This is a genomic window from Streptomyces sp. NPDC046887 (assembly GCF_040644755.1).
Classification (GTDB): Bacteria; Actinomycetota; Actinomycetes; order Streptomycetales; family Streptomycetaceae; genus Streptomyces; species Streptomyces lichenis.
In genome coordinates this window covers 52,598-75,846 of the sequence record NZ_JBEYXH010000025.1, presented here as the reverse complement: position 1 = coordinate 75,846, position 23,249 = coordinate 52,598, and the positions used below count along the sequence as shown (strand labels likewise).

The window sequence follows — 23,249 nt, the reverse complement described above, 5'->3', positions numbered from 1 at the left end:
GTGCGGGCGCTACCGGGGCGGCGCCCCGTCCCCCGCCTCGGTCAGCAGCAGCCGGGCCAGCTCCTCCGGCTGGGAGAACATCGGCCAGTGGCCGGTGTCCATGGTCACCAGCCGCCAACGGGGGCTCTCCAGCAGCCGGGCGGCCTCCGGGCCGGGCTCGGGCCAGTCCAGCAGGCACTTCACATAGGTGGCCGGAAGCTCCTCCAGACTGCCGTGCAGGGCGGCGGGCTCGGTGAGGCTAGCCCCCGGGTGCGGAACGGAGCCCGCGGTGATCCGGGCCACCTGCTCCGGGGTGAGCCCCTGCCCCTCGTACTCCTCGGCGGTGAGCGGGGGCCAGAAGCCGCCGTTCTGCTCGATCGCGGCCCGCACCCGGACGGAGGCGAAGGGCTCGCCGTCGACGGGCACCTCGGAGTCCAGGAACACCACCCGGGCCAGCCGGTCGCCTATGAGCTGGGCGGCCTGGCCCACGGGTATGCCCGCGTAGCTGTGGCCGACCAGCACCACGTCCCGCAGGTCCAGGCGCTCGACCTCTCCGACGATGTCCCGTACGTGGGTCTGCTGCCCGGCGGGCAGGCCCTGCTTCTCGGCCAGCCCGGAGAGCGTCACCGGGTACGCCCCGTGCCCGGCCGCCCGCAGCGCCGGGACCACCGCGTCCCACGCCCACGCCCCGAGCCAGGCCCCGGCCACCATGACGAAATTCACCATGCCCGAACCGTAACGCGGGGGTCTGACAACGCCCCCGGCCCCTTCAGGCGCCCGGCTTCTCCCACACGGAGACATGGTGGCGGCTCTCGCCGGTGAAAGGCCGCCCGGAGAAGTCCTCCCAGCGGTGGAGCGGCCGCAGCCCGGCGAGGCGTGCCATCAGATCCAGCTCGGCCGGCCAGACGTACCGGAACGGGAGGGAGCGGACCTCGGCCCGCCCGCCGGAGGAGACGGTGATGTGGTGCGAGGTCATCGCCTGGGTGACCGGGTCATAGGTGTCGAAGCCGTACCCGGAGTCGTCGACCCGGAACGGCACCGCGCGCTGCCCCGGAGGCAGCAGCCGCAGCTCGGGCACACCGACCTCGATGAGGAAGCGGCCGCCGGGCCGCAGATGGTCCGCCGCGTTGCGGAAGCAGGCGACCTGGGCGTCCTGGCTGGTGAGGTTGTTGATCGTGTTGTAGACGAGGTAGACGAGGCCGTAGGTGCCGGGGGCCGGGGCGCGGGTGGTGGCGAAGTCCCCGATCGTCACCCCGACGCGGTCGCCGCCGGGCTTGGCCCGCATCCGCTCCACCATGGCGCGGGACAGGTCGATGCCGTGTACGGGCACCCCCCGGGCGGCCAGCGGCAGGGCGATCCTGCCCGTGCCGACGCCCAGTTCGAGCGCGGGACCACCGGCGGCGAGCCGGGCCAGCAGCTCCACCGCGGGGTCGATCGCGGGCGGCTGGAACATCGGCGAGGAGGGGTCGTCGTAGCGGGACGCCACCTCCTCCGCGAAGTGGTCGACAAGGACGTGGGCGGCGGGTTCGGCGAAGTGGTCGACGGGGGCGGTGACGGGGCCGGGCGGTGCGTCCCGGGCGTCCGGTTGCTCCTGGTCCATCCCGCGACGGTAGCCCCGCTCGCGACCGCCGGTCACCCCGTTTTCCACCCGCCCGCCCAGGTGGCCCCGGGGCCCGTTCGCGGCCGCTCAGGCCTCGCCGTACGCCTCGCCGCCGAGCTCCAGGTGGGCGGTGCCGGCGGTGGCGTCGGCCAGCCAGGCGCGGAAGGCGTCCACCTCGGCGTCGGGCAGCCCGATCTCGATGGTGACGGACTCCCCGTAGCGCACCTCGCGCACCGCGCGACCGGAGCCGCGCAGGTCGTTCTCCAGCTTTCCGGCGCGCTGGTGGTCCACCTGGACGGTGGCCAGCCGGAACCGCCGGCGCACCACGGTGCCGAGCGCGTCCAGCGCCTCGCCGACGGCACCCCCGTAGGCCCTGATCAGTCCGCCCGCGCCGAGCTTCACCCCGCCGTAGTAGCGGGTGACCACGGCGGCGGTGTACCGCAGTTCGCGGCGGAGCAGCATCTGGAGCATGGGCACCCCGGCGGTGCCGCCGGGCTCGCCGTCGTCGCCGGCCTTCTGCACGGCGGCGTCGGCGCCGATGACGTACGCGAAGCAGTGGTGGGTCGCCGTGGGGCGCTCCCGGCGGATGCGGGCGACGAACTCCTGCGCCTCCTCCTCGGTCGCGGCGGGCGCGAGCGCGCAGAGGAAGCGGGAACGGTTGATCTCGGTCTCGTGCACGCCCTCCCGGGCGACCGTGCGGTACTGCTCCTGCATCCGGCCACCCTAGCCCGGGAGGTGTGCCGGTCCGGACCCGTGTACGGGCGCCGGCTGCCCACCGGTTCGCGACACCCGCATCAACACCCCTCGTTGCGGACGCTGTTGCCCCGTTACGATCAACCCTCCCCGAGTGCTGGAGGAAGCAGTGAGCGAACGCCTGGTCCACACGGTGGAGGTCCCGCTGGGGGACGGCTCCGAGGAGACGGTCCGGGTCCAGATCCGCGAGGTGGACGAGACCCTGGTCCGGGTGGGTCGCGGCGGCCGCTCGGTGGCCCGGGCGGAGCGGACCTTCGGGGAGATGCTGGACACCGTGCGCCCGGTGGCGGAGACCTTCGTGGGCAGGTTCCGGGGGATGGTGAACGCGCCGGACGAGATCACCCTGGAGTTCGGAGTGTCGCTCTCGGCCGAGGCGGACGTGGTCATCGCGAGCACCGCGACGGCGGCCAACTTCTCCGTGCGTCTCACCTGGCACAGAAGTGACGTCGAGGAGCCGGGCGGAACCGCCTCGCCGGTAGCGTGATCCGGTCGACTGACGGGGGTCTGGGGGCCAGGGATGCCGGGGGAAGAGTCACGGGCCGCCGACGCGGCGCTGAACGCGGCGGCCGTCCGGATCCGCGGGGAGGACGGGGCGTGCGCCGGAGCGGGTGTCCTGGTCACCGCGGACCGCATACTGAGCTGCGCCCATGTGGTGTCGGACGCGCTGGGGGCGCCGCGCGGCGCGGAGGTCGCGGCGGGTGCGATGGTGCGGGTCGACTTTCCGCTGGCCGGTGTGGAGGGAAGCCATCCGGCCGTGGTGGAGCGGTGGATCCCGGAGGGGGCGGGCCATCGCGGGGATGTGGCGGTGCTGCGGCTCGGCGCTCCGGTACCCGGCACCCGTCCGGCGCCCGTGGCCGATCCGGACGGCCTCTCGGACCGGCCGGTGCGCGCGGTGGGGTTCCCGGTCGGCGAGCCGGGCGTGCTCTGGCACCGCGGCCGGCTCAGCGGCCGCTCGGAGGGCGACTGGATCCAGCTCTCCCGGGCCGACCCGCACACCGCCCACATCACCCCGGGCTTCAGTGGCGGCGCCGTCTGGGACGAGGAGCGGGGTGCGGTGGTCGGCATCGTCGTCGCGGCCCAGAGCCGGCGGGAGGACTCCCAGCAGGCCTTCGCCATCGGGGTGGGGGCGGTGCTGCGTCTGCTGCCCGGCCTCTCCGAGGCTCTGACCACGGACCCCTTCCTCGGTCTGGAGACCTTCCAGGAGAGCCATGAGGGGATCTTCTTCGGCCGCGACCAGGACATCGAGGGCGTCGTCGCGGCCCTGAGGAGCGAGAAGCCGGCCGTGGTCCTCTGCGGCCCGTCGGGCTGCGGGAAGTCCTCGCTGGCGCTGGCCGGTGTGGTGCCCCGGCTGCGGCGGGAGGGGACGGACGAGGTCGTGGTGGTGAACGCGGGGGCGGAGGGCAGCCTGCGGGCCGGGCTGGCCCTTGACCTCTCCGCTGCCATGGGCAGCGGGCAGCACGGCGACCCCGACCAGGTGGAGAAGTGGCTCACGGAGCATGGCGTGGGGTACGCGCTGGACCGGCTGCGGCGCCGGACGGGTGGCGCGTACCTGGTGGTGCTGGACCAGGCCGAGGCGCTGCTGGACCGCGAGGACGCCGAGGTGGCGGAGGTCGTCCGGCTGCTGCTCCCGCGCGGTGGTCTGGGCACCAGGTCGCGGCTGCTGATCACGCTCCGGTCCGACCTGCTGGACGCGGTGCTGCGGCACCCGCGGCTCGGCCCGCTGCTCGACGGCGAGCGGAGCCGGACGTTCCCCCTGGCGCCCATGTCCGAGCGGCAGTTGCGGCAGGTGATCAACGAACCGCTGAGGAGGGCCCCGGCGGTCGGCTACGAACCGGGACTGGCCGAGCGCATCCTGAAGGACGCCGGCGACCGGCCGGAGAGCCTGCCGCTGCTCGGCTTCGTCCTGAGGAAGCTGTGGGACGACCGGTTCGGCGGGCGGCTGCGTACGGAGACCTACGAGGCGGTGCGCGGGGTGTCGGGCGCGCTGGAGGAGCACTGCGAACGGGCCTGGGCCGAGTGCGTCGGAGAGGGGCAGCGGGCAGCGGCGTCCCGGCTGCTGCGGGGCCTGGTCAGGGTGCTGCCCGGGAGTGAGACCCCGCTGCGCCGAAGGCTGCCCCGCGAGGAGGCCGGGGAGACCGGCTGGCGGCTGGCGTGCGCGCTGGCCGAGCGGCGGCTGCTGGTCCTGCGCGGCGGCAGGGACGAGCCGGAGACGGCCGAACTGGCCCATGAGACCTTGATCGGCGTCTGGCCCGCACTGCGGGATCAGGTCCGCGACGACAGGGAGTTCCTGGCCGGCCGGGCGGAGCTCGGCTATGACCGCGAACGCTGGGAGCGGGGCGCGGCGCCGCTGCCCGGCGCACCGCAACTGGCGGCTCTGCGGCACTGGTTGAAGGGCCGGGAGGAGGAGCTGAGCCCGGCGGAGCGGGACTTCCTGGCCCGGGCGCGCGGTCGGCAGCGGGCGCGGCGCAGGCGGGTGCGGGCCGGGTGGCTCGCCGCCGCGCTGGTGCTGGCCCTGATCGCCGCGCTCGGCACCTTCCTGGTCTACCAGTCGCGGGTGAGCGAGCGCAGGGACGCGGAGGCGCGGTCGCGTGCGCTGGCCGAGCTCTCGGCGGAGACCGCCGAGCAGGATCCGGGCCAGGCCGCCCTGCTGGCCATGGCGGCCTATGAGCTGTCGCCGACCCAGGAGGCCCGCAACGCCGTACTGCGCCGCTACGACCAGTTCAAGGACACCAGTTGGGTGCTGAGCGGAGTCCAGGGCGGTATCGACGCCGTGGCGACGAGCAACGACGGCGCCGTCATCCTGGCGACCAGCCGGCTCGGCCGGGCCACGCTGTTCGTCCGCCGGGACGGGGGCGGGACCTTGCGGGTGCCGCTGCGCCTCTCGGCTCAGGCCTTCTACCCGATGGTCAGCCGGGACGGCCGGCGGATCGGCTATCTGTCGACCGACGGCGCCTTCGTCTGGCACGACGTGGACCGCGCGGCCGGTACGGCGGAAAGGCTGCTGGGCCGGGCGCAGGCCGTCCGCGACCCCGTGCTCCGGGCGATGGCGGAGGGCAAGCGGCGTACCAGCGACCAGATCCACCGGGCCGACTTCTCCCCGGACGGCGGGCAGGTGGCCATGGTGGTGGACGAACGGCTCCGGGTGTGGGACCTGGAGGCGAAGACCTCCCGGCAGGTGCCCACCCAGACCGCCGCCGTCGAGGCCGTGTGGTTCGGGCCTGACCGCGACGTCCTGGTGGCCCACTCCACGCCGGAAAGCGGGTCCGGTCGGCGTTCGGTCCTGCGGGTGGACGTCCGCACGGGCGGCACCCGGACCGTGGCCGAGGGGGTGGACACCTACTTCGCGGAGACGGAGGGCGCCTACGGCCTCCCGGCACTGGGGCTCTCCGGGGACGGGCGTGTGCTCGTCCACTGCCGCGAGGACGGCGAGCGGGACCGCGCCGTCTACCGCACCGTGCGGGTGGCCGACGGAAAGCAGCTGAGCACCCATGCGAGCGACGGCTACAGCTGCGGCGGCCTCGCCGTGGACGAGACGGGCCGGCGTTTCGCCGCGGGTACCAGGTATGCGTGGTCGCTGGCCGACCGCGGCCGGGACGGCGGAGCCTTGCGGGCGGTGGGCGGTGCCAAGCCCGCCGGTATCACCGCCCGCCTCCTCGGGGGCGCCGAGCACCCCGAGGTGACCTACTGGGACCCGACCTCGCTGTGGGGGCACCCCCTGGGCGCGGACGACGGCCCTCCGGTGCGGATCGCGGTGGCCCATCCGTTTCTGATCGAGGGCGGAAACACCCTGATCGCCCATCTGGACTCCGGGGCCGACCTGCCCGGCGGGCCGGACCGGCTGGCGCTCCTCGACGCGGAGACCGGGGAGACCAGAGCGCAGGTGGAACGCCCCGCGGCCGACCGCGCCCTCGTCTCGGAGGCCTTCCTCGGGCTGGCCACGGACCCGGCGGAGACCTTGGTCGCCGATGTGGTGGCCCGGAACAAGGTCGTGGTGCGTGCTCTGCCCACGCTGCGCCGGATCACGGAGATCACCACGCGGACGCCTCCGGTCAGCCGCGTCGGGATCGCGGAGCCGCTGACGGTGTTCTTCCCCCGTAGCGACGAGCTGGTCACCGTCTCCGGCAGCTGGATCGAACGCTGGAGCACCCGGGACGGGCGGCGGCTGTCGACGCCCGTCGACGCCCGTGCGCTGGGGCTGGTGGCCGAGAACCCGCCGCTGACCACGGACGGTGGCCGGCCCGACTCGGGGTTCGGGGTGGGCCCCCGTCCCGAGCCCGGACATGTGCAGATCATGGTGCGGGGGGACTCCGCGATGCACGCCGTCGATCTGCGCACCGGGGTGCGGGACGAGCGGCTGCGCTTCCGGCTCGGCCCGGACAACGACCGCGCCCGCCTGGACGCCTCCGGCCGGTACGCGATCGCCAAGACCAAGGGCGCCATGTGGGAGCTGTGGTCGCTGCGCCCCGGACAGCGGCCCGAGCGGCTGGTCGGCCCGCTGGGGCCGCTGGGGGACAGCAAGGCGTCCTGGTCGGAGGGGTTCGTGTTCGGTTTCACCGGGCGCGGCAGCGAGCTGTTCGTGGCGAACGGGGACTCCGTACGCTTCCAGCAGGCCGCACGGCCCGACCGGTTGGACTCCTTCGACTTCGACGAGGACCAGTTCTTCCTGGCGGCCTCCCGGGACGGCAGGGTGCTGCTGCGCACCGACGGCGCCGGCTACACCGATCTGTTCCGCCTCGACCCCGCTCGCTGGAAGCGCCATCTGTGCGAGGTGCTGGGGCGCGAGTTCACCGACGAGGAGCGCCGGGGGCTGCCCGCGGGGCTGCCCCGGACCGTCTGCCCGGAGTGAGCCGTACCGACGCGGGCGGGAATCGCGGCGGCCGGCCGGCGGTTCGCAGGAGAGGACCGGGACCATGATCCGGTTCGATCCGGTCCGATCCGGTCCGAACCGAACCGGACGGCAGTCGAGAGGCGGGCTTCGATGAGCGGGGCGAACAGGACCGACGAGCGGGAGACGGTACGCAGGATCCTGACCGGGTCCGGTGACACCTGGGCCGTGGTCGGCCTGTCGAACAACCAGAGCCGGGCGGCGTACGGGGTGGCGGCGGTGCTCCAGCGCTTCGGCAAGCGGGTCGTGCCGGTGCACCCCAAGGCGGAGACCGTGCACGGGGAGCAGGGGTACGCCTCGCTGGCCGAGATCCCGTTCCCGGTCGACGTGGTGGATGTGTTCGTCAACAGCGAGCTGGCGGGCGCGGTCGCCGACGAGGCGGTGGCCAGGGGCGCCCGGGCGGTCTGGTTCCAGCTGGGCGTGGTGGACCAGGCCGCGTACGAGCGGACCCGGGCGGCCGGGCTGGACATGGTGATGGACCGCTGCCCGGCCATCGAGATCCCCCGGCTGGGCTGAGCCCGCGCCCGGGGAGACTCAGGAGCCGGACGTCGGGCCCGAGCGGCCCACCGGCGGGATCGCGGCCGCCAGGGTCATCCGTACGGTCTCGGTGCCCTCGTTGCGGTAGGCGTGCGGTACGTCGGACGTGAAGCAGGCCGACGCCCCGGCGGGCACCCGGTGCGCCACGCCGTCCACCAGCAGGGTCAGCTCCCCGGAGGTGACGTGCAGCAGCTCGGTGGTGCCTTCGACGTGCGGGTCGGAGGCGGAGCCCTCGCCCGGAGCCAGCGTCCACGCCAGCAGCTCCAGCGGACCGCCGCGCCCCTCGGTGCCGACCAGCAGCACACTGCTGCTGCCGCCCGGGGTGGACCACATCCGCACCGCCCGCTCGGCGGGGACCAGGCGCACCCGGGGCCCCGGCTCCTGGTCGAGCAGGGTGGCGATGGAGATGCCCAGGGCGTCGGCGAGCTTCACCGTGGTGCCGACGCTGGGGTTGGTGCGGGCCTGCTCGATCTGGATGATCATGCCCCGGCTGACGTTGGCCCGGGCGGCGAGGGCGTCGAGCGTGAACCCCCGCTCGTTGCGCCAGCGTTTGAGGTTGCGCGCGAGCGACTGGGTGAGCTGGTCGAGGTCCGACACATTCCGTCCAGGAGAGAAGCCAGGAGAAAGCGAAGGGGGCACTGGGCCCGCCGCCGGGAACTCTACTGCCTGCCGTGGACGGCGCCCCGGCCCCCGGCGGGTCAGCGGGGGTCGGCCGGGGCCGCGGAGATGGCGGCCTCCGGCTCGGGGGCCAGTTCGGCGAGCGCGGCCAGTTGCTCGGCGGTGAGGCCCGCCGGTACGGGGACGGGTACCGGGGTCCGGATCGGCGGCTGCCAGCCGCGTACCGGGTCCCAGTGGCGTACCGCCCGCGCCGGGGCGCCGGCGACCACCGTGTGGTCGGGGACCTCTCCGCGTACCACCGCCCCGGCGGCGACCACCACGTTCCGGCCCAGCCGGGCGCCGGGCAGGATCACCGCGCCCGTACCGAGCCAGCAGCCCGGGCCGATCTCCACCGGGGCCGAGCGCGGCCACTGCCGGCCGACCGGCTCGTCCGGGTCGTCGTAGCTGTGGTTGGTGGAGGTGATGTAGACGTACGGGCCGCAGAAGGTGTCCGCCCCGATGCGTACCGGCGCGTCGGCGACCACATGGCTGCCGCGCCCGAGGACCACGCCGTTGCCGAGGGTCACCACCGGGTCGGGGCCGAGGTCCAGGTCGGGCAGCATCCCGGCGGTCAGGGTGACCTGCTCGGCGATGATGCAGCACTCGCCCAGCTCGATCCACGGCTCGCCGAAGACGGTGCCCTGCGGGAAGGCCAGCCGGGTGCCGGCGCCGATCCGGCGGAACCGCAGCCGCCCGGGGCGCTCCGCGGTGACCGCGCCCGCCTGCTGCACCCAGCGCCAGCCGCCGTGCACGGCCCGGGTCACCGCGCGCCGCCGCCAGGCGGTGAGGGCGGCCAGGGAAGAGAACGTGTTTCTGTTCTTCGGCACTCCGTCACGGTAGTCGGCCCGCCGGAGGGCAGGCCCGGCCGGGACCTGTGATGTTCGCCCCACCGGGGCCCCCATCGGCCCCCACCGGCCCCCATCGGCCCTGGCGGCGCGGGCGCGCCGGGCGTCGCCTACGGTTCACCACGGCGCGGGAGATCCAGGGCGGACAAGCAGCGGACGGACGAGGAGCGGCGATGACGGAGCGGGCACTGATCACCGGGGTGGGCGGCAAGCGGCCGGAGGTGCATCCGGAGGCGTTCGCGGCCCCGACCTCGGTGGTGGTCGGCGAGGTGGTGATGGCGGCCGGGTCGAGCGTCTGGTACCACGCGGTGCTGCGGGCGGACTGCGGTCCGATCGTGCTGGGCGCGGACAGCAACATCCAGGACAACTGCACGGTCCACGTGGACCCCGGCTTTCCCGTGACGGTCGGCGAGCGGGTGTCGGTGGGGCACAACGCGGTGCTGCACGGCTGCACCGTGGAGGACGACGTCCTGGTGGGAATGGGCGCCACGGTGCTCAACGGGGCCCATATCGGGGCCGGTTCGCTGGTGGCGGCGCAGGCGCTGGTGCCGCAGGGCATGCGGGTGCCACCGGGTTCGCTGGTGGCCGGGGTGCCCGCCAAGGTGCGGCGGGAGCTGACGGCGGAGGAGCGCGAGGGCATCAAGCTCAACGCGGCGATGTATCGGGAGCTGTCCCGGGCCCACGCCGAGGCGCACCGGACCGACTGACCCGGCCGCCGGCGTACCCGGGTCGCCGGTCTCAGTCCGCCGCGGCGGGGACCGGCACCGGGGCCGCCGCCTCCGCCTCGGCGGTGGCCTTCCGGGCGCGGTTGCGCAGCACCAGCATCGAGGTGAGGCCGATCAGCACCGCGAGGACCAGGCCCAGCCAGGAGAAGCGCTTGAGCCAGGCCTCGGCGACCACGCCGACCGCGTAGATGACGGCCGTGGTGCCGCCCGCCCAGAGGATGCCGCCGAAGACGTTGGCCACGGCGAACTTCCAGTAGGGCATGCGCAGTACGCCGGCCAGCGGGCCCGCGAAGATCCGCAGCAGGGCGACGAAGCGGCCGAAGAAGACCGCCCACATGCCCCACTTCTGGAAGGACCGCTCGGCCAGGGCGATGTTCGCCTCGCTGAAGTGCTTGGGGAACCGGCGGCCCAGCCGGGCGAGCAGCGGGCGGCCGCCCTTGCGGCCGATGGCATAGCCGATGGAGTCGCCGACGATGGCGCCCGCCGTGGCGCAGGCGCCGAGGACGTACGGGTTGATCTCGCCGTGCTGGGACGCCAGCAGCGCCGAGCTGACGAGCACGATCTCCCCCGGCAGCGGGATGCCCAGGCTCTCCAGCCCGATCACGACGCCCACCAGGACGTAGACGCTGACCGCGGGTACGGTCTCCAGCCATTCCTGGACGTGCACTGCCGACTCCTCCGTCGCGTTCCGCTGCCCCCTTTGCGACCAAGGGGCCGCAGCAGCCTACCGGGGCGGGGCGGCCCCGCCGACCGGAGCATCGGCCGGGGGGAGGACAGGACCGCCCCCGCACCGAGGGGAGGTGCGGGGGCGGAGTGTGCCGGGCGGGTCAGCTCTGCGGGCGGAGCGTCCAGACGATGGTCATCTCGCCGGTCACCGCCCCGTCCTCGCGTGTGATCGCGATATGCACCGGGAACTCGGGGCGCTCTCCGGCGTCGAGTTCGGCGACGACCTCGGCCTTGGTGCGGCCGAGCGTGGCGGTGGCCGTGACGGCTCCCATGGCGAGCTTCTTGTAGCCGATCTCGGCCTTCACGGCGAGCGGGACGGCCCGGCCCAGCTGGTCGGCGAAGGCGCCGATGACGATGGCGCCGCTGGCGGACTCGCCGAGGGTGAACATGGCCCCGGCGTGCGGCCCGCCGACATGGTTGTGGAAGTCGGGCTGGTCGGGCAGGCGGAGCACCGCACGCTCCTCGGTCGCCTCGACGACCTCCAGGTTCAGGGTCTTGGCCATGGGGACGGTGGCCAGCAGCATCTCGCCGATGTTCGGCTGGGTGTCGGACATGGCCCGAAGTTACCAGGCAGTAGCCGAGGGGGGAACGGGGACGGCCAGGGGCGGCCGTGGCAGCCGTCACCCCGCCCCTCTATGGTTACTCGCCATGTGGCCAGGACAGCAGCCGCCCGGGGGCGAGCAGAACCCGCAGGACCAGAACCCGTACCAGCAGCCGGGTTACCAGCAGCCCAACCCGTACGGGCAGCCGCCCACCCAGCCCGGCGGCTACGGCGCCGGGCAGCAGGGCTACGGACAGCAGGGCTACGGCGCGGGCCAGCAGGGCTACGGGGCCGGGCAGCCGGGTTACGGGGCCGGGCAGCCCAACCCGTACCAGCAGCCCACCGTGCCCAGCTACGGCGTCCCCGGACCGCCCCAGCCGGGCGGCGGGGGCGACGAGCGGCGCAAGACGGTGATCACGGCGATCGTGGCCGTCTTCGCCGTGCTGACCACCGCCGCGGTCACCGGCTATCTGGTGCTGGGCAAGGAGGACGAGGGCAAGGCGGTGGCCGGGAAGGACGCCAAGCCCTCGCAGAGCGCCACCAAGTCCGCGGAACCCACCGCTCCGCCGCTGGACAACCCGCGCAACGGCGCCGGTTCCCAGCCCACCATCGAGGGCTGGAAGGTCGTCTACAACCCCAAGCGCAGCACTCAGTTCGATGTGCCGGGCGACTGGGAGGTGGTCGGGGCGGGCACCAGCGTCGGCTTCGAGGACGAGAAGAAGGGCGACGGCAGCCCGGTCGTCACCATGTCCGCGCCGGCCGAGTACAAGAGCCGCTGGTGCGTCACCAACGACCCGAAGAACGGCCGGGAGGACGAGACCGGCCTCGCCATGGTCGGCACCAAGGGCGGCCAGGGCGCCAAGGACACCGCCGAGGCCGCCTACAACGAGGCCGGCAACTGGGTGTGGGCGGGCTACGCCCAGACCGAGCCCAAGGGCACGGTGAAGATCACCAAGGCGAAGCCGTTCACCACCGCCTCCGGGCTCCAGGGCCATGTCGCCACGGCCACCGCCACGGGCACCAAGAAGGAGGGGAAGTGCGACACGGACGGCAAGTCCATCGCCTTCTCCTACAAGACCGAGAAGGGCGACTTCGCCAGCTGGGTGCTGTACGCCAACGCCGGGATCCCCGACGAGCTGGATGACGCGGTGATCCAGAAGATCCTGGGCACCGTGCGGCTGGCGGGCTCGGGGTCTGGCTCCTGACCTCCCGCCGTCGCCTCCTCCGGTCGGCGGGCCGCCGACCGGAGTGGGCGGGGCGGAACTACACCCTGCTGACCGCCTCCGCGATCGTCACCGGACTGGGCTCGCACGGTGCGCTGATCGCGGCCGCCTTCGCGGTGCTGGAGGCCGGCGGCGACGGCGGGGACGTCGGACTGGTCGCGGCCGCCCGCACCGTACCGCTGCTGCTGTTCCTCGGTGGTGGCGGTGGTCGGCGCCGCCGAGGCGGTGTACGGGCCGCTGGTCGCCCAGGAGCAGCTGGGCGGGGCCCGGCCGTGGGGGCTGGCGCTCGCCGCGTTCGGGGCGGGCACCATCGCCGGCGCCCTGGTCGCCATGCGGTGGAAGCCGCGCCGGCTGCTGCTCGTCGGCACCCTCTGCGTCTTCCCGCTGGCGCTGCCCTCGGCGGCACTGGCGGTTCCGCTGCCGGTCGGCGGACTGGTCGCGGCGATGTTCGGGTGCGGGGTGGCGCTGGAGACCTTCGGGGTGGCCTGGATGACCGCCCTGCACCAGGAGATCCCCGAGGAGAAGCTGTCCCGGGTGGCGGCGTACGACTGGTTCGGCTCGACCGCCATGCTGCCGCTCTCCACCGCGCTGGCCGGCCCGGCGGAGTCGCTGTTCGGCCGCTCGCAGGCGCTGTGGGGAGGCGCGGCGCTGATCGTGCTGGTGACCGCGCTGGTGCTGCTGGTGCCGGACGTACGGCGGCTGACCCGGCGCACCGAGCCGGTGGGCGGCACCGAGGGCGGCGCGGAGGCGGCCGGCGCTCCGGTCACCGGGGCCGCCCAGGGCACTCCCCCGGCCGCCGTCTAGCGGTTCGGCGGCGTTTTGGCGCCCGGGCGTCAGCCGATGCCGAAGGCCCCGTCCGGCGGCACCGGTGAGGGCACGGCGTCCTCGTCTCGTACCACCGCCGCATCCCCGGTGAACCGGGCGAGTGCGGCCCCGTGCTCCACCCGGGCGGGGAAGGCGTCGGCGGCGGCCCGACGGGCCAGCGCGGCGATGTCCAGCGGACGGTGCGAGGCGACCAGCACCGCGTTGCCGAACCGCCGGCCGCGCAGTACGCCCGGTTCGGCGATCAGCGCCAGCTCGGCGAAGACCGCGCCGAAGGTGGCGAGCTGGGAGCGGAGAAAGGCGAACGGCGCCCCGTCCGCCAGGTTGGCCACATAGACCCCGCCGGGGCGCAGCACCCGCTCGGCGGCCCGGGCGTAGGGCAGCGTGGTCAGATGGGCGGGCACCCGGGAGCCGCCGAAGACATCGGCCACCAGGACGTCCGCCGAGTCGGCGGGGGCTGCCTCCAGCCAGGCCCGGGCGTCGGCGTGGTGCACGGTGATCCCCGAGTCCGGCGGCAGCGGTAGGTGTTCGGCGACCAGCGCGATCAGCCCGCTGTCCGCCTCCACCACCCGCTGGCGGGAGCCGGGCCGGACGGCGGCGGTGCGGCGGGGCAGGGTGAGCGCCCCGCCGCCGAGGTGGACCGCGTCCAGCGGACCGTGGCCCGGGGCGGCGCAGTCCATGGCGAGGGCGAGCCGGCGGACGTACTCGAACTCCAGCTGGGCCGGGTCGTCGAGGTCCACATAGGACTGGGGCGCCCCGTCCACGGTCAGCAGCCAGGCCCGTTCGCGGTCCACGTCGGGCATCAGCTTGGCGGTCCCGTGGTCGGTGGCGGCGAGGACGGGCAGCGGCTCGGTCACTCCGCCATTGTCCCCGGGGCAGGGACTCGACTGTGACCCGATTGGGCGAGCGGTTTCCGGCCAGGGCGGGCGGGTGTTCGGGCCGCTCGGGGGCGGTGAGCATGGGGAGGGTGGGGCGTGAAGTGAGGCACGGATTACGGCGAACACCCCGCGATGTCGGTTACGCTCCCCGAATGTTCGAGCCCGTCCCCCCACCCCCGGCCGGTCTTGCCCTCCGCTGCTCCCGGGTGCTGATGTCGCCCTGGGCGCGCCTCTCCCTGCTGGTCGTGCTGCTCGTCTGCGCCGCGATCGCGGTGGTGCTCTTCGAACCGCAGCGGCTGCTCGCGGACGGCTGGCCGGCCAGAATGGACGGCGCCGGCGCGGTGGTGCTGTTCGGCCTGGCGTACGGGCTGTGCACCGCGGCCTTCGTCCCCCGGCCGCTGCTGAACCTGGCCGCGGGCGCGCTGTTCGGCGCGCAGGCCGGGCTGGTCGGCGCTGTCGGCGGGACGGTGCTGGGCGCGGGGATCGCGTTCACGCTGGGCCGGCTGCTGGGGCAGGACGCGCTGCGGCCGCTGGTGCGCGGGCGCATGCTGAAGGCGGCCGACGGGCAGTTGAGCCGGCACGGCTTCCGCTCGATGCTGGCGCTGCGGCTGTTCCCCGGGGTGCCGTTCGCCGCCGCCAACTACTGCGCGGCGATCTCCCGGATGGGGTACCCGCCGTTCCTGCTGGCGACCGGTCTGGGCTCCATCCCCAACACGGCCGCCTATGTGATCGCGGGCAGCCAGGCCGCCTCGCCCACCTCGCCGGCCTTTCTGATCGCCATGGGGTTCATCGTGCTGACCGGGGCGAGCGGCGCGGTCGTCGCCTGGTGCAAGCGCCACCGGCTGGGCGGCCGGCAGCGGCCGGAAACCGTCGCCGACCCCCTGGCCCTCGAAGCCGCCGCCCTCTCACCGTCACTCGAACCGGTCCCGGCCGGACGCGGCTGACGGACCGGCATCGACCGTCCATCACCGGGGTATGCGCCGGTCACCCGGCGGACGGCCGGGCGCAGCCTTCCATTCATCTGGGGCCGGTACCCTGCCCCGGTCCGGGCGGCGGTGATCAACCACCGGCCGGACCTTGCCATCTGACCGCACGCTGACATCCGGGACGGCCCAGGCTCCATGAATTGGTTCGAATCGCTCATCCTCGGACTCGTCCAAGGGCTGACGGAGTTCCTGCCCATCTCGTCCAGCGCGCATCTGCGACTGACGGCGGCCTTCGCGGGCTGGCACGACCCGGGGGCGGCGTTCACGGCGATCACCCAGATCGGCACCGAGACCGCGGTGCTGATCTACTTCCGCAAGGACATCGCGCGGATCGTCTCCGCCTGGTTCCGTTCGCTGACCGACCGGGCGATGCGCTCGGACCACGATGCCCAGATGGGCTGGCTGGTCATCGTCGGCTCGATCCCGATCGGTGTGCTGGGCGTGACCCTGAAGGACCATATCGAGGGGCCGTTCCGCGATCTGCGGCTGATCGCGACCACACTGATCGTGATGGGCCTGGTGCTGGGCTTCGCCGACCGGCTGGCGGCCCGGGCGGAGGAGGGCGGCCGGCACCGCGCCGCCCGGGAGCGCAAGTCGCTCCGGGACCTGAACGTGAAGGACGGCCTGATTTTCGGTATGTGCCAGGCGATGGCGCTGATCCCGGGGGTGTCCCGCTCGGGCGCCACCATCAGCGGCGGCCTGCTGATGAACTACACCCGTGAGTCGGCCGCCCGCTACTCCTTCCTGCTGGCCATCCCCGCGGTGCTGGCCTCCGGGCTGTTCGAGCTGAAGGACGCCACCGAGGGCGGGCATGTGTCCTGGGGGCCGACGATCTTCGCCACCATTGTCGCTTTCGCGGTGGGATATGCAGTGATCGCATGGTTCATGAAGTTCATCACCACCCGGAGCTTTATGCCGTTCGTGATCTACCGGGTGCTGCTGGGGCTGCTGATCTTCGCCCTGATCGGCATGGGGGTGCTCAGCCCGCACGCCGGTGAGTCGGCCGGCTGAGTCCGGGGGCCCGGGCGCTCACGCCGCCTCGAAGTGGTGGGCGCGTCCGCCGCGCCACTCCACCAGGTGCGGGTCGTCCAGCGAGATGTCCGCCTCGTCCAGTCCGGCCCGGCGCAGGAACTCCACCAGGTCGGCGTCATGGTGGGCCAGTCCGGCGATCTGTCCGCGGATGGTGACGCGCCGGCCGCCGCCCGGGGAGGGGCGGTGGACCACGACGGGTGCCTGCCAGGCCATGCGTCCAGGGTGCGACGGGCCCGGCAAGATCGCACGGGGGCCGGGACCGGCTGATCGCCCGCACACTGGAGGGGTCTGTTTCTGTGGCGATGCCGGGCCGGGCGGACCGGCGGCGAGGAGGGGTGCCGATGCGGTGGGCGGGCTCTCGTGGGGGGCGCTGGTGGCGGGCGGTGGCGGCGCTCGCCGCCGGGGCGCTCCCGGCGCTGGCGTTCCCGGCGCTGGCGTTCCCGGCGCCCTCGCTGTGGTGGTTCGCCTATGGGGCGCTGGTGCCCTGGCTGCTGCTGCTCCGCTCGGCGCCGAGCGGCCGGCGGGCCGCGTTCGAGGGGTGGCTGGGCGGGGCCGGGTTCATGCTGGCGGTGCACCACTGGCTGGCGCCCGACCTCCATGTCTTCATCGTGCTGCTGGCCGCGCTGCTGGGTCTGCTGTGGCTGCCCTGGGGGTGGCTGGCGCACCGGATGCTGAGCGGTGGCCCGGGGCGGGCGCTGGCGGCGGTCGCGGTGGTGCCGTCCGGCTGGCTGATGGTGGAGCTGGTCCGCTCCTGGCAGGGGCTGGGCGGGCCCTGGGGGTTGCTGGGGGCGAGTCAGTGGCAGGCGGCCGGTGCGCTGCGGCTGGCGTCGGTGGGCGGGGTGTGGCTGCTGTCGCTGCTGGTGGTGGCGGTCAACACGGCGGTGGTGCTGCTGGTGGCGGGCGCCCGGACCCGGCGTACCGGACTGGCGGGGCTGGTCGTGTGCGCGCTGGCGGGTCTGGTGGTGAGCCGGTTCGCCGGGACCCCGGAGCCGTACGGGACGGTCCGGGTGGGTGTGGTGCAGCCGGGGGTGGTCAACGGGGTCGGCGGGGCCGGGGCGCGGTTCGACCGGGAGGAGGAGCTGACCCGGCGGCTGGCCGGGCAGGACGTGGACCTGGTGGTCTGGGGGGAGAGCAGCGTCGGTACGGACCTGGCGGCCGAGCCCGGGCTGGAGCGGCGGCTGGCGGCGCTGGCCCGGGAGACCGGGGCGGAGGTGCTGGTCAATGTGGACGCGCGGCGGGCGGACCGGCCGGGCATCTACAAGAGCAGTGTGCTGGTAGGACCGGACGGGGCCACCGGGGACCGGTACGACAAGATGCGGCTGGTGCCGTTCGGGGAGTACGTCCCATTCCGCTCGGCGCTGGGCTGGGTGACCTCGGTGGGCGAGGCGGCCGGGGAGGACCGGCGGCGGGGTGAGCGGCCGGTGGTGATGGAGGCCGGGGGCACTCAGGGCCGCCCGGTGGTGCGGTTCGGCCCACTGGTCTGCTTCGAGACCGCGTTCCCCGATATGAGCCGGGCGCTGGTGCGACAGGGGGCGGAGCTGCTGGTGGCGCAGTCGGCGACCTCCACCTTCCAGCAGAGCTGGGCCCCGGACCAGCATGCTTCGCTCGGGGCGCTGCGGGCCGCCGAGACGGGCCGTTCGATGGTGCACGCCACGCTGACCGGGGTCAGCGCGGTGTACGGGCCGGACGGGCGGCGGATCGGCCGCCCGCTCGGTACGGAGGCGAGTACGGCGGCGGTCTACGAGGTGCCGCTGGCCGCCGGGACCACCCCGTATGTCCGGCTGGGCCCCTGGCCGCTGTATCTGGCCCTGGCGGTCCTGGCGGCGTACGCGGGGACGGAGGCGCGGGCGGCGGTACGGGCCTCCCGGCGCGGGCGCCGACCCGGTACCCGCGCGGCGTCCTAGACGGCAGCGCGCACCCGGTCCTCCGGCGGCGTCCTGGACGGCGGCGCGCGGCCCTGGAGGCGGGCGTCCTAGACGGCGGTCTGCTCCTGGCAGTCCCGGACGATCCGCTCGCACAGCTCATGGGTGGCGAGGGCGTCCCGGGCGCTGACCGTCTCTCCGGCGCGGACGGCGTCCAGGAAGGCGTGCACGGTCTGCTCGATGCCGCGCTGGCGGGCGACCGGTACCCAGTCGCCGCGTCGCCGCAGGGTGGGCTGGCCCTTGTGGTCGACGACCTCGGCGAGATTGAGGACCTGGCGCTTGGTGTCCTGGCCGGAGACCTCCAGGACCTCCTCGGCGGAGCCGGAGCGCCGGTTCATCATGCCGATGGCGGTGAAGCCCTCGCCGGAGAGCTGGAGCACCACATGGTGCAGCAGCCCGTCCTGGACCCGGGCCCGGACGTCGGTGTGCTCGACGGGGCCGGGCAGCAGGAAGCGCAGGGTGTCCACGACATGGATGAAGTCGTCCAGGACCAGCGTGCGCGGCGCCTCGGGGAGTCCGACGCGGTTCTTCTGGAGCAGGATCAGCTCGCGGGGGTGGTCCAGGCACTGGAGGTAGCCGGGGGCCTGGCGCCGGTTGAAGCCGACGGCCAGGCTGGTGGAGCGGTGCTCGGCCAGCTCGACCAGTCGGCGGGAGTCGGCGAACTCGTAGGCCAGCGGCTTGTCCACGTAGGTGGGGATACCGGCCTCCAGCAGCCGGGTGACGATCTCGGCGTGCACGGAGGTGGGGGCGTGCACGAAGACGGCGTCGGGCTTGGCCGCCAGCAGGGAGTCCAGATCGGTGTGGCGCCCGGCCTCCGGGACCCGGTGGGCCTCGGCGGTACGGGCCAGGGTGGCCGGGGTGCGGGTCTGCAGATGCAGTTCCGCCCCCGGCAGCGCGGCCAGCACCGGCAGGTACGCCTTCTGGGCGATGTCTCCGAGGCCGATGCAGCCGATCTTCACGTGGTGCCCCCCTGGCGGGTACGTCGATGCCGTCGGTGCCCCGGCGCGGGTCGTCCGGTCAGCGGGTGGTGCTGCCGGCCGGGTGCTCGGGTGCCCGGTCAGCATACGTGCGGGTGGGCGGCCGCCAGTCGGCGATGGAGTCGAAGGTGCGCAGCGCCAGGCCGGGGCCCAGTCGGCCGGCCAGGCCCATCAGGGCGGTGCGGAGGGCGACGGCGGGCCCGCTGCTCAGGGTGGCCAGCCGGGCGATCCGGGCGGACTTGGCGGCGATGGCGGCGGTGCGGCCCATCCGGTCGGCGGAGTAGCCGGCCAGCCCGGGCCCGGGGTCGGCGCCCGGGGCGAGGTGGTGGGCCAGCACCACGGCGTCCTCGATGGCCTGGTTGCCGCCCTGGCCGAGGGTGGGCGCCATGGCGTGCGCGGCATCGCCGAGCACGGCGGTGCGGCCCCGGTGGTAGGCGGGCAGCGGGCGGGCCAGATGGCGGACGTCATGGCGGAGGATGGCGTCCGCCGGTGCGGCGGCCAGGATGCTCGGGATCGGCTGGTGCCAGTGGCCGTAGCGGCACAGCAGCTCGGCGCGTTCGCCCTCGCCGTCGGATGCGAAGGAGCGCTCGGGCGCGGCCGCGGCGGCGTACGCGTAGACCCGGCCGTCCTTCAGCGGCTGGGTGCCCCACAGGGCGCCGCGCCCCCAGGTCTCGTGCGGGGCGAACGGCTCGTCGGGGGCGGGGACGACGGTCCGCCAGGTGGTCATCCCGGTGTAGACGGGGCCGGGGTGCTCGGGGAAGAGGGCGGTGCGCACGGCGGAGTCGATGCCGTCCGCCCCGACCAGCAGTTCGGCTTCCAGCTCCCCGTCCGGGAAGGTGACCAGGGCGGGGCGGCCGCCGGCGGTGCCGGGGTCGGCGAGCCGGGCGGGCGCGCCGGTGCGGACGGTGCCCTCGGGGAGTCGGCCGGCCAGCAGCTCGATGAGGGTGGAGCGGTGGAGCATGACCAGCGGCCCGCCGAACCGGGCGGCGGCGGCCCGGGCGTCGGTACGGGAGAGCCAGCGGCCGCCGGGGGTGCGCAGCCCGCCGTCCCCCTGCCAGGTGGCGAGTTCACGCAGCTCGTCACCGAGGCCGAGGGTGTCCAGGGCGCGCAGCCCGTTGGGGGCCAGGCCGATGCCGGCGCCGATCGGCCGGAGCGAGGCGGCCCGCTCCAGCACGGTGACCTGCCAGCCGCGCCGGTGCAGGGCGAGGGCGGCGGTCAGCCCGCCGATACCGCTGCCGACGATGACGGCGCGGGCCTGGGGCCGGGACGTGTCCATGGCGGGTCACTCCTCCGTAGCGGTGTCACCGGGAGCGATCCAGACGCATGGCAGCGCCCCGGCAACTACATCCGTAGTGTGCTCGACCGCCAAGCTACTACGGCTGTAGTGCGGGCGGTAGTCTGAGGCGGTGACCGCACGCGCCGAGCTGATCGCCGACACCGCCCTCGCCCTGCTGGTGGAGCGGGGCATGCGGGGGCTGACCCATCGCGCGGTGGACGAGGCGGCCGGGCTGCCGCAGGGCTCCACCTCCAACCACGCCCGCACCCGGCAGGCCCTCCTGGAGGCGGCGGTACGGCGGCTGGCCGACCGGGAGGCGCGGATGCTGGCGCTGGAGGAGATGCCCGGGCCGGACGGGAGCCTGGACGCCCTGACCGACGGTCTGGCGCTGGCGCTGCACCGCTATCTGACCCGCCACCGGGATCTGCTGGTGGCCCGCTATGAGCTGGGCATGGAGGCGACCCGGCGACCCGCGCTGCGGGACTACTACGACCGGATGGGGCAGCGCTTCCGGGAGCCGCTGACCGCCCTGCTGCGCGGCGCGGGGTCGAGCGACCCCGAGCGCCACACCCTCTCCCTGGCGGCCTGGTGCGAGGGGCTGCTGTTCTCCTGCGCGGTCGGCTCCTTCCACAGCTCCGTGCCCGGCCTGGCGGAGGTACGGCGGGGCATGGCCGAACTGCTGGGCGGCATGCTGGGCGGCGGGGCGGCCGCGACGGGCACCGATCATCAGCCCGTCAGCCCGTCGGATCCATCACCCGTCGGGGCCAATAACCGCGGGTAGTGCCCCCGAAAGCCCGCGCGGACCAGCAGAGTTGGCGGGTGCGACGAACGAGCATCACCACCATGGCCCTGTCCGCCCTGGCGCTGGCGGCGGTGGCCGGCTGCGTCTCGGTTGACCAGGGCGCCACTCCCCCGCCCTCCGGCCCCGGCCCGGCCGGCGCCCACCGGACCCCGTCGATCCCGCCACCCGTCGAGGGCCCGGCCCGGGAAGCCCTGGAGGCGGCCCTGCCGGCCGCCGCGTCCGCCCCGCCCCGTACCGGCCCTCCGGCGACCGGCACCGCGCCCCGCGCCCAGCCACCCGCGGCGGTACCGGCGGCCGGGCGGCACCGGGACGGCGACGGCGACGACTCCCGCCCCGGCCGCCCCGGCAAGCGGCCGTCCGCCGACCGGGTACGCGTGCCCCGCCCGCAGGTCGGCCCCCCGGCGGTGCCCACCGCCCCGGTCACCGACCTGGTGCCGGAGGTGTGCGCGCTGGGCGGCAGGTACGGCGGCTGGCCCACGGGCAGCCCCCAGGCGAGGATCTGCCGAGAGGCCTACGGCCACTGACGGCGGCCCGGTGGATCGGGGCCGCCGCTCGGGCCCGTGGATCCGGGGCCGCCGCTCGGGCCCCGCCACGACCGTCGGGGGCCGCCGCCCGGGCCCCGTCCGGGCCGCCGCTCAGCCCCCGTGGAGTCGGCGTTCCAGGCGGGCGATGGCGGCGCGGACGCCCGTACCGTAGCCGTCCTCCGCCAAGTCCTCGGCGGTGGCGCGGGCTCGGGCCAGGTGTGCCCGGGCCGCGTCCGGCCGGTGCAGCTTGGCGTAGTCGGCGGCCAGGTTGAGCTGGAGCGCCGGGTACAGGGCGCGCAGCGCGGCGGCCGAGCCGTCCCCGGCCGCCGAGCCGCCCTCAGTCCCCGGACCGTCCCCGGCCGCCGTACTCGCCCCCACCCACCCGCCGCCCAGGCCGTCGTCGGCGGCCGACTCGGCGGCGGTGAGCGCCCGGAGGTCCCAGGCCAGCTCGTCCCCGGGGTCGTCCTGGGCGTCCGCCATGTAGTGGGCCAGGGTGCAGCGGTGCAGCGGCGCGCCGTGCTCGCCGATCTGCCGCCAGAGCGCGGCGAACCGGTTGCGGGCCTCCTCCCGGTCGCCGCCGTGGAGCAGCATCCTGGTCTGCCCGATCCTGGTCATGACGGCCTCGTCCGACACACCCTGCTGCTGCTTCCGCACCACGCCTCCGCTCAGCCTCGCGGCCGGCCGCCCGGTCCACCGGCCCGTACCCCCGGTGACGCTAACCGCCCGGCGGGGCGGCGGCGCGGCGAAGGCGCCCGGTCAGCCCAGGTCGGGGATCCGCCAGTCGATCGGGGTGTGGCCCTGGTCGGCGACGGCCTTGTCGATCTGGGTGAAGGGCTGTGAGCCGAAGAACTTCTTCGCCGACAGCGGCGAGGGGTGCGCGCCCTTGACCACCACATGCCGGGTCTCGTCGATCAGCGGCAGCTTCTTCTGCGCGTAGTTCCCCCAGAGCACGAACACCGCCGGGTCGGGGCGGGCGGCGACCGCGCTGATCACCGCGTCGGTGAACTTCTCCCAGCCCTTGCCCTTGTGCGAGTTGGCCTCGCCGGCGCGGACCGTGAGCACCGCGTTGAGCAGCAGGACGCCCTGCTCGGCCCAGGGCATCAGATAGCCGTTGTCCGGGACCGGGTGGCCCAGCTCCTCCTTCATCTCCTTGTAGATGTTGCGCAGCGAGGGCGGGGTGCGCACACCGGGCCGCACCGAGAAGCACAGCCCGTGTCCCTGGCCCTCGCCGTGGTAGGGGTCCTGGCCGAGGACGAGGACCTTCACCCGGTCGTAGGGGGTGGCGTCGAGCGCGGCGAACACCTCCTCGCGGGGCGGGTAGACCGGCCCCTTGGCCCGCTCCTCCTCGACGAACTCGGTGAGCAGCTTGAAGTAGGGCTTCTGCAGCTCGTCGCCGAGGACTCCGCGCCAGGACTCGGGCAGCATGTCGGTGTCGGTCACGTGGACAACCTCCGGTGGGTGAACGCCTATCCGCCACAGAACCTACCGGGGGCCACTGACAACCGGTCCATCCGGCCCGGGGCCCGTACGCCGACGGCCGCCGCGGCCCGAGGGGGCTG

At 74.6% G+C, this 23,249-nt stretch carries 23 protein-coding genes and 1 pseudogene; 11 read left to right on the top strand and 13 right to left on the bottom strand.

Going from position 1 to position 23,249, the window contains the following annotated elements; all coding sequences use genetic code 11:
• Positions 1-9: 9 nt before the first annotated feature.
• The 3 genes from ABZ945_RS22165 to ABZ945_RS22155 all read right to left on the bottom strand — a co-directional run bounded on the left by ABZ945_RS22165 (position 10) and on the right by ABZ945_RS22155 (position 2,293).
• On the bottom strand, positions 10-705 hold the full coding sequence (locus ABZ945_RS22165; RefSeq protein WP_361272128.1) for an alpha/beta hydrolase: 696 nt from the start codon (positions 703-705) through the stop codon (positions 10-12).
• A 43-nt stretch (positions 706-748) separates the two neighbouring features.
• Positions 749-1,432 carry a class I SAM-dependent methyltransferase gene (locus ABZ945_RS22160; protein WP_361272198.1) on the bottom strand — a complete coding sequence of 228 codons (684 nt, stop codon included), beginning with the start codon at positions 1,430-1,432 and terminating at the stop codon, positions 749-751.
• A 234-nt stretch (positions 1,433-1,666) separates the two neighbouring features.
• Positions 1,667-2,293, bottom strand: coding sequence for a YigZ family protein (locus ABZ945_RS22155; protein ID WP_361272125.1), 627 nt, complete (start codon positions 2,291-2,293; stop codon positions 1,667-1,669).
• 148 nt (positions 2,294-2,441) lie between these two features.
• On the opposite strand from ABZ945_RS22155, the gene ABZ945_RS22150 reads away from it, so the two are divergent.
• The 3 genes from ABZ945_RS22150 to ABZ945_RS22140 all read left to right on the top strand — a co-directional run bounded on the left by ABZ945_RS22150 (position 2,442) and on the right by ABZ945_RS22140 (position 7,733).
• Positions 2,442-2,816 carry a CU044_2847 family protein gene (locus ABZ945_RS22150; RefSeq protein WP_361272195.1) on the top strand — a complete coding sequence of 125 codons (375 nt, stop codon included), beginning with the start codon at positions 2,442-2,444 and terminating at the stop codon, positions 2,814-2,816.
• Positions 2,817-2,849: 33 nt separating this feature from the next.
• Positions 2,850-7,178 (top strand): trypsin-like peptidase domain-containing protein, encoded by a 4,329-nt coding sequence (locus ABZ945_RS22145; RefSeq protein ID WP_361272122.1) that lies wholly within the window; start codon positions 2,850-2,852, stop codon positions 7,176-7,178.
• A 132-nt stretch (positions 7,179-7,310) separates the two neighbouring features.
• Positions 7,311-7,733, top strand: a complete 423-nt coding sequence (locus ABZ945_RS22140; protein WP_361272119.1) for a CoA-binding protein — start codon at positions 7,311-7,313, stop codon at positions 7,731-7,733.
• Between the two features lie 18 nt (positions 7,734-7,751).
• Here the strand turns inward: ABZ945_RS22140 and ABZ945_RS22135 are convergent, their stop codons facing one another.
• Entirely contained in the window at positions 7,752-8,351 is a 600-nt protein-coding gene (locus ABZ945_RS22135) for an XRE family transcriptional regulator (RefSeq protein ID WP_361272116.1), read from the bottom strand.
• Positions 8,352-8,452: 101 nt separating this feature from the next.
• Complete coding sequence (locus ABZ945_RS22130; RefSeq protein WP_248634178.1) at positions 8,453-9,238, bottom strand: acyltransferase; 786 nt, start codon at positions 9,236-9,238, stop codon at positions 8,453-8,455.
• Positions 9,239-9,429: 191 nt separating this feature from the next.
• On the opposite strand from ABZ945_RS22130, the gene ABZ945_RS22125 reads away from it, so the two are divergent.
• Complete coding sequence (locus ABZ945_RS22125) at positions 9,430-9,963, top strand: gamma carbonic anhydrase family protein (RefSeq protein ID WP_361272112.1); 534 nt, start codon at positions 9,430-9,432, stop codon at positions 9,961-9,963.
• A gap of 31 nt (positions 9,964-9,994) precedes the next feature.
• Here ABZ945_RS22125 and ABZ945_RS22120 read toward each other — a convergent pair whose 3' ends face one another.
• On the bottom strand, positions 9,995-10,648 hold the full coding sequence (locus ABZ945_RS22120; protein WP_361272109.1) for a DedA family protein: 654 nt from the start codon (positions 10,646-10,648) through the stop codon (positions 9,995-9,997).
• A 160-nt stretch (positions 10,649-10,808) separates the two neighbouring features.
• On the bottom strand, positions 10,809-11,261 hold the full coding sequence (locus tag ABZ945_RS22115; RefSeq protein WP_361272106.1) for a DUF4442 domain-containing protein: 453 nt from the start codon (positions 11,259-11,261) through the stop codon (positions 10,809-10,811).
• Positions 11,262-11,355: 94 nt separating this feature from the next.
• Here ABZ945_RS22115 and ABZ945_RS22110 point away from each other — a divergent pair, with 94 nt between their 5' ends.
• Positions 11,356-12,453 (top strand): hypothetical protein, encoded by a 1,098-nt coding sequence (locus ABZ945_RS22110; RefSeq protein ID WP_361272103.1) that lies wholly within the window; start codon positions 11,356-11,358, stop codon positions 12,451-12,453.
• A pseudogene (locus ABZ945_RS22105) lies at positions 12,450-13,275 on the top strand (hypothetical protein). Before ABZ945_RS22110 ends, ABZ945_RS22105 begins: the two are co-directional and overlap by 4 nt.
• Positions 13,276-13,304: 29 nt before the next feature.
• On the opposite strand, the gene ABZ945_RS22100 reads toward ABZ945_RS22105, so the two are convergent.
• On the bottom strand, positions 13,305-14,150 hold the full coding sequence (locus ABZ945_RS22100; protein WP_361272100.1) for a fused MFS/spermidine synthase: 846 nt from the start codon (positions 14,148-14,150) through the stop codon (positions 13,305-13,307).
• 173 nt (positions 14,151-14,323) lie between these two features.
• Between ABZ945_RS22100 and ABZ945_RS22095 the strand changes: the two genes are divergently transcribed.
• On the top strand, positions 14,324-15,115 hold the full coding sequence (locus ABZ945_RS22095; protein WP_361272097.1) for a TVP38/TMEM64 family protein: 792 nt from the start codon (positions 14,324-14,326) through the stop codon (positions 15,113-15,115).
• A 177-nt stretch (positions 15,116-15,292) separates the two neighbouring features.
• Positions 15,293-16,168 (top strand): undecaprenyl-diphosphate phosphatase, encoded by an 876-nt coding sequence (locus ABZ945_RS22090; RefSeq protein ID WP_361272094.1) that lies wholly within the window; start codon positions 15,293-15,295, stop codon positions 16,166-16,168.
• An 18-nt stretch (positions 16,169-16,186) separates the two neighbouring features.
• On the opposite strand, the gene ABZ945_RS22085 is transcribed toward ABZ945_RS22090, so the two are convergent.
• Positions 16,187-16,402: a hypothetical protein gene (locus tag ABZ945_RS22085; RefSeq protein ID WP_361272091.1), complete on the bottom strand. Its 216-nt coding sequence runs from the start codon at positions 16,400-16,402 to the stop codon at positions 16,187-16,189.
• 128 nt (positions 16,403-16,530) lie between these two features.
• Between ABZ945_RS22085 and lnt the strand changes: the two genes are divergently transcribed.
• The gene (gene lnt / locus ABZ945_RS22080) at positions 16,531-18,093 is read left to right on the top strand and encodes an apolipoprotein N-acyltransferase (protein WP_361272088.1); all 1,563 of its coding nucleotides are present in this window, start codon (positions 16,531-16,533) and stop codon (positions 18,091-18,093) included.
• Between the two features lie 68 nt (positions 18,094-18,161).
• On the opposite strand, the gene ABZ945_RS22075 is transcribed toward lnt, so the two are convergent.
• Together ABZ945_RS22075 and ABZ945_RS22070 are read right to left on the bottom strand one after the other, a co-directional pair.
• On the bottom strand, positions 18,162-19,070 hold the full coding sequence (locus ABZ945_RS22075) for a Gfo/Idh/MocA family oxidoreductase (protein ID WP_361272085.1): 909 nt from the start codon (positions 19,068-19,070) through the stop codon (positions 18,162-18,164).
• Positions 19,071-19,128: 58 nt separating this feature from the next.
• Complete coding sequence (locus tag ABZ945_RS22070) at positions 19,129-20,364, bottom strand: FAD-dependent monooxygenase (protein WP_361272083.1); 1,236 nt, start codon at positions 20,362-20,364, stop codon at positions 19,129-19,131.
• Positions 20,365-20,494: 130 nt separating this feature from the next.
• Between ABZ945_RS22070 and ABZ945_RS22065 the strand changes: the two genes are divergently transcribed.
• Positions 20,495-21,145 carry a TetR family transcriptional regulator gene (locus tag ABZ945_RS22065; RefSeq protein WP_361272081.1) on the top strand — a complete coding sequence of 217 codons (651 nt, stop codon included), beginning with the start codon at positions 20,495-20,497 and terminating at the stop codon, positions 21,143-21,145.
• Positions 21,146-21,183: 38 nt separating this feature from the next.
• A complete protein-coding gene (locus ABZ945_RS22060; RefSeq protein ID WP_361272079.1) occupies positions 21,184-21,690 on the top strand; it encodes a hypothetical protein in 507 nt (168 codons plus the stop codon).
• Between the two features lie 111 nt (positions 21,691-21,801).
• Here the strand turns inward: ABZ945_RS22060 and ABZ945_RS22055 are convergent, their stop codons facing one another.
• Positions 21,802-22,305, bottom strand: coding sequence for a hypothetical protein (locus tag ABZ945_RS22055; protein ID WP_361272192.1), 504 nt, complete (start codon positions 22,303-22,305; stop codon positions 21,802-21,804).
• Between the two features lie 141 nt (positions 22,306-22,446).
• The gene (gene ung / locus ABZ945_RS22050) at positions 22,447-23,130 is read right to left on the bottom strand and encodes a uracil-DNA glycosylase (protein WP_361272076.1); all 684 of its coding nucleotides are present in this window, start codon (positions 23,128-23,130) and stop codon (positions 22,447-22,449) included.
• Between the last annotated feature and the right edge of the window lie 119 nt (positions 23,131-23,249).